The sequence below is a fragment of the Sutterella wadsworthensis genome, assembly GCF_003315195.1.
In the GTDB taxonomy this organism is placed as follows: Bacteria; Pseudomonadota; Gammaproteobacteria; order Burkholderiales; family Burkholderiaceae_F; genus Sutterella; species Sutterella wadsworthensis.
In genome coordinates this window covers 1-5283 of the sequence record NZ_QNRV01000057.1, presented here as the reverse complement: position 1 = coordinate 5283, position 5283 = coordinate 1, and the positions used below count along the sequence as shown (strand labels likewise).

Here is a 5283-nt window from a genome sequence, read left to right as displayed (position 1 = left end):
GTTACGTTGAGTTCTACAACAACGAGCGCCCGTGCTCAGTAATTGATAACCAAACGCCTGCGGCGTATCGCATGCAGTTCTACGGCCCTTTCCTGCGGACTTGACGCGAACATCAGGCAGTGACAAGTAACGACTGAGCACGTTGAAGCGTTGCACATTGCATAGCAGTGACCGATCGCAAGGGACGTTTCCAATCACCACGTCGATAAATTGAACAGGCCAAAACGCATTTAAAATTTGCTTTTTCAACCTGTCCAAAATTTCAATACCAGTTCAAATCTCTCTAAGTCATTCAGGTCAGACTAGAGCTCACCAGCGAGATCGTTTTCTTCAGCCGTCCCCTCATCAGCCGCTAAGCCGTGCGGACCTACAATAGCTTTAAAGAAGAGCTTTCCTAGAGGACTCCCCATGCGCATTCTGCTCGTTGAAGACGATCCAATGATTGCCGACGCCGTTAAATCCGCGTTGGCCGACGAAGCCCATGCCGTTGACCATGTGTCTTCAGGGCGCACTGCGCTCACTCAGTTGGGTCTCTCGGACTATCAGCTTGTGCTTCTCGACCTTGGCCTTCCTGGATTGGATGGTATGTCGGTGCTTCGCACGCTGCGCGGAGAGGGGTCAGCAAAAAACGACATTCCCGTCATCATCCTCACAGCCCGCGATGCGCTCGAAGACCGACTGAACGGTCTGGACGCCGGTGCGGATGACTATCTCGTTAAGCCCTTTCACATGAGTGAACTGCTCGCACGCATGCGCGCAGTGATGCGGCGGCGCAATGGCGCTGCCGCCAATGTGCTCTCCAATGGCGACCTCTCGCTGAGTGAAGCGGCCAAGACGGTCGAACGCGCAGGCCAAACCTACACGCTCACCAAGCGCGAATACGCACTCCTCTCAGCCCTCCTCGCCCGCCCGGGCGCCATTCTTTCGCGCCGCGCGCTTGAAGACCGCATTTATGCCGTTGGCGAAGAACCCGACAGCAATGCCGTGGAATATCTCATTCACGCCCTGCGCAAAAAGCTCGGCGCCGATGCGGTAAAAAATGTCCGAGGCCTGGGCTGGATGGTTGCCGGCCGCGACGCCAAACCCGAATAAGGCAGGAGCAGTCCTCATGGCACGCATTCCGCGACGCTTTTCCGCTGCGGTTTCCCAAGTTCAGGATAAGCTTGGCGGTTTCTCTGAGCGCTTCACGGCCTCAAAGAAACCGCAGTCGGCTGCTGAGAGCGGTGCCGGCGATTCCGCCCCGCAGAGCAGCCGTACCAGTGAGGGCGGCGCCAATCCCTGGCAGTTCACAAAATCGTGGTTCGCGAAGTTCTTTCGCCCGGACAACCCCTCCATCACGCTGCGCGTCAGTCTCTCGGGCGCCCTGGTGGTGCTTCTCTTTTCACTCACCTCCGGCGCCATCACGTTTGCCGTCTCCTACGAGCAGGCGCAGGAGGCTCAGGATGAGCGTCTGGAAGAAGTCGTCGGCATGCTTGCCCGCACCAAAGCTGCTTTCTCACGTCAGCCGCCCTCTTTCCAAGCATTCTTCATGGATGACGATGTCTTTGAGCGCCAATGGCTGCTTGACGAAGACGACCCCAGAGCCGGACTGCCCGGCGGCTCCGACGTCATCATCCAAACGCTGCATAAAAACGGCCGAGCGGTGCATGCACGCTTTCGGAATTTTCTGCCCGACGGCTATCACACCATGACGCTGCGCCGCCATCAGGAGTACCGCATTCTGCTGCGAACGCTCAAAAACGGTGCCCACGTCATTGCAGCTGAACGCACCTCCGCCGTCTTCAACGCAGCGACCGCCAACAGCTTCAACCTCGTCATTCCGCTCACGCTTTTATCGCTCTTCCTCGGTTTTGCCATCGGCTGGATCATCTGGCGTACGATGCGCCCTGTAAAAACACTGGCCCGAGAAATCGGAGAGCGCAGCGGTCAGACCTATGCGCCGGTGAGTGAATGCGGCGTGCCGAACGAAATTCTGCCGCTCATTACTGCCTTTAACGGACTCTTGAAACGCGTTGACGCGCTTCGAGGTCAAGAAGCCCGCTTTGTTGCAGATGCAGCGCATGAACTGCGCTCCCCTCTCACCGCACTGTCGCTGCAGGCCGAAGCGCTGGAAAAAACCAATCTTTCAGCAGAAGCACGCGAAAAAGTGCAGACACTGCGCTCCGGTATTGATCGCGCTGTGAGACAGGTTAGCCAGCTGCTCGCTTTGAAGCGGGCGCAATCCGGCGCGGCTTCGCCCAATGCCGCTCCGCCCCATGCTTCCATTCCGCAGACCATTGGCGAAGCCGTCGAATCCGTCTATTGGGAAGCTGAGCGCCTGGGCATCACGATTGAAGTCGAAGGGCTTGAAGACTTGCCGGTCAATGCTGATCCATCGTTTGCCATGAAGCCCGACGACCTCTTCACGATTCTGCGCAATCTTTTGGAGAACGCCGTACGCTACTCGCCCAAAGGCGGCACCGTCACGGTCAAGCTCGCGCAGATCGAGCCGCCGGTGCTCTGCGTCATGGATGAGGGCCCCGGCATTCCTCAAGAAGACCGTGCCCGCGTTCTGGAACCCTTCTACCGTCGGCTCGGCACCAATGTATCGGGTACCGGCTTGGGTCTGGCCATTGTTAAAACGATCTGTGACCGGTGGAAACTTAACCTGACGCTCTCCGACGCTCGCCCAGAAAATCAGGACGCGCCAGGGCTCTGCGCAACGCTTAAAAACTCGTAAACCAATCGCTGCCCGGCTCATATAACCGAGCGGTCTGCTTATGGCTTCCGGCAATAGCGGACGTCTATTTATACGCCGTCTTTTATTGATACAAATTAGCAAACCCAATCAAGTTCGCAGCCGCTCAGTTCATCCGTATGATGACATTCCCTCGTACCTTCTATTCAAAGGACTATGACGTTCCCCAACGAGAAGACGCCGGCTGCAGCATCCCAGAGCGCAGCGGCGCCCGCAGATGCAGCTGCCGCTCACTCAAAGACTGGTGCCGAAGCACCCGCAGCCTGTGCCGGCTGCGTTCATGATGACCCGCACGTCGACCGCACCTCTACGCCCTGCACGACTGCCACCCGGCGTTTGGCCGATGTGAGCCGAACCTTTAATCAATGGCTCACCTATGGTCAGGCAGCCGCGCTGATTGCGATCGCTGTCGCCGCCATCGGCGGCATCGGTCAGGCCGGCTGGGAAATGATTGCCGCCCGCTCCATCAGCCTCGGCGACCTGCTGATGCTGTTTCTCTATGTAGAGATCCTCTCCATGGTGAAGGGCGCAGCCCTGGGCACCCGTGAGATTCCAATCCATACGCCGATTGCACTCGCCATCGTGGCGGTTGCCCGCTATATCGTCGTGGATGTGGAACACATCTCGCCCAACTACATGCTGTTCACTTCGTCTTCCATCCTTGTGCTGGTGCTCGCGCTCTGGCTCATCCGCAAAGCGCCGAACAACACTAATCCCTAAAAAACGATGAAGACTCGGTGAGTCTGACTGCTCAGACGTTTGCAGAGCTCCAAAAAGACAAAGTCCCGAAAGACAGCGCATCTTTCGGGACTTTGTCCGCTTCAAAAGCCTTCAGCAGCGCTGCTGGCTTTTGCTGAAAATCTTAGTCAACCGCAACCATCACGCTCGAAGCCTTGATGACGGCATAGGCCTTGCCGCCGACCTTGAGGCCGAGGTTCTTAGCGGATGTCGTGGTGATCGACGAAACGATCTTTTCGCCGGCGGCGGTTTCAATCGTGACTTCAGTCGACACCGGGCCTTCGTGAATTTCAACGATCTTGCCGACGAGCGTATTGCGTGCGGAAATCTTCATTTTTGTTCTCCAAAACAAACATAAGTAAGCCCGGGATTGATCCCGGGCATGTCTAAATACTTTACCCTATATAGCTCTGCATCGAACAGTTTGCAAATGCAAAATCTTCCGTTAGGAGTAACGGCGGCAAAGACCGCGAAGCACCCCTTCAATTTCAAACTGTTCCGTCGACTTCGGACAGATCACCTTGTAGCGGGCCGCTGCATTTTCAGGATGAAGCTCCGGACGGCCGTCAACGATTCTCAAGCGTTTCACCGTGATATTGCCGTCATAGAGTGCAAGCACAATATCTCCGCCGCGAGGCTGAGCATCACGGTCGAAAATCAGCATGTCCCCGTCACAGATGCCCGCATCAATCATCGAATCACCTGATGCCTCCACGATGAAGGTGGAATTGGGCTTGCGAACCAGCCAGGCGCTCAAATCGATATCTTCGGATTCATAATCAGCAGCGGGCGACGGGAAACCGCAGGCCGCACGCATGCCGATCCGCTTCATGCGGAATCGGGCGGGTGAAGTCGCAGGACGATAAATCTGCCCAAAGTCTTCCGGGCGAATCAGTGAAGCATCGATGCCGTCGGCTTCAATCGTCGATTTGTTGGCGCAGCGAACCGGGCGAGGCTGCAGCAGATGCTGTTCAACGAGTTCACGCACGAAGCTGCTGCCGCCCTTTTGGCGGCAAAGTTCAGCCATGCTGGGGCGCATGCGAAGCGTAAAGACAACGCTGAAAGGATTGTCAGCCTTGGGGCGGCCGCGCTTACGCTTGGGCGCATCTTCGTCGCGGTCACCGTGCTCCGCAGCGGCCTCTAAAGCGGCTTTGCGCAGGCTGCCCTTTCTCCGCGGCGGCAGCGTCGGCTCGAGTTCATTGAATCCTTCGAGCCCGTCATTTTGATCAGAAATCTCCGAACTGCCCATCGTCTCTGTTGTGCTTTTTGTTTTCAGCATGGCATCCCCTGTAGTCTTTTGAAATGCTTTGATGTTGACGGGTTGAGAGTTCTCTAATTGTATTACATTTCCGCAATATAATAAACGTCTATTTTGCCGGTGAAAGCTTTTCATCCGCTGCCTTTCGCCCGCTTCATCTGTTAAACCGCCATGGCGGCTCCCGTCTTTGCGCTGAGACCAGATCTCAAACCTATGCTTAGCCGCATTCCAACAGCAAGCAAAGCTCCGGCAGAAAAGCTGGGGTTTTATTTTTTAGAAACGACGGATGAGATCCGATGAGTCAGCAATTTTTGTGATTGAGCCTCTGCTTCCCGCAGAGATATACTTTGGAACCTGCAAGATCATTTTACGATCCTGATCTGCCAATCAATCAGTACTTTCTACTTATCATTTCATTTGCAGATGCTGTCAACTACCCCGGCCTAAAGGCCGAGGCTTGTGAAAGCAGGTCTGGTTGACCAGCCTAAGTTTTTCGAGAACTACGTTGCAGACAGGTTCAAGACCCACCTCGGAATGCTTCCTCAGTTCC

Annotated in this window: 5 protein-coding genes; 3 read left to right on the top strand and 2 right to left on the bottom strand. The window is 55.8% G+C overall.

The window, feature by feature from the left end; translation table 11 throughout:
* Positions 1–408: 408 nt before the first annotated feature.
* The 3 genes from DES29_RS12145 to DES29_RS12135 all read left to right on the top strand — a co-directional run bounded on the left by DES29_RS12145 (position 409) and on the right by DES29_RS12135 (position 3457).
* The gene (locus DES29_RS12145) at positions 409–1092 is read left to right on the top strand and encodes a response regulator (RefSeq protein ID WP_005431405.1); all 684 of its coding nucleotides are present in this window, start codon (positions 409–411) and stop codon (positions 1090–1092) included.
* Between the two features lie 16 nt (positions 1093–1108).
* Positions 1109–2719, top strand: coding sequence for an ATP-binding protein (locus DES29_RS12140; protein WP_113854946.1), 1611 nt, complete (start codon positions 1109–1111; stop codon positions 2717–2719).
* 174 nt (positions 2720–2893) lie between these two features.
* Positions 2894–3457 (top strand): phosphate-starvation-inducible protein PsiE, encoded by a 564-nt coding sequence (locus DES29_RS12135; protein ID WP_236578958.1) that lies wholly within the window; start codon positions 2894–2896, stop codon positions 3455–3457.
* Between the two features lie 142 nt (positions 3458–3599).
* Here the strand turns inward: DES29_RS12135 and DES29_RS12130 are convergent, their stop codons facing one another.
* On the bottom strand, positions 3600–3809 hold the full coding sequence (locus tag DES29_RS12130) for a TOBE domain-containing protein (RefSeq protein ID WP_005431412.1): 210 nt from the start codon (positions 3807–3809) through the stop codon (positions 3600–3602).
* A 111-nt stretch (positions 3810–3920) separates the two neighbouring features.
* On the bottom strand, positions 3921–4754 hold the full coding sequence (locus DES29_RS12125) for a LexA family protein (protein WP_016474320.1): 834 nt from the start codon (positions 4752–4754) through the stop codon (positions 3921–3923).
* Positions 4755–5283 lie beyond the last annotated feature (529 nt).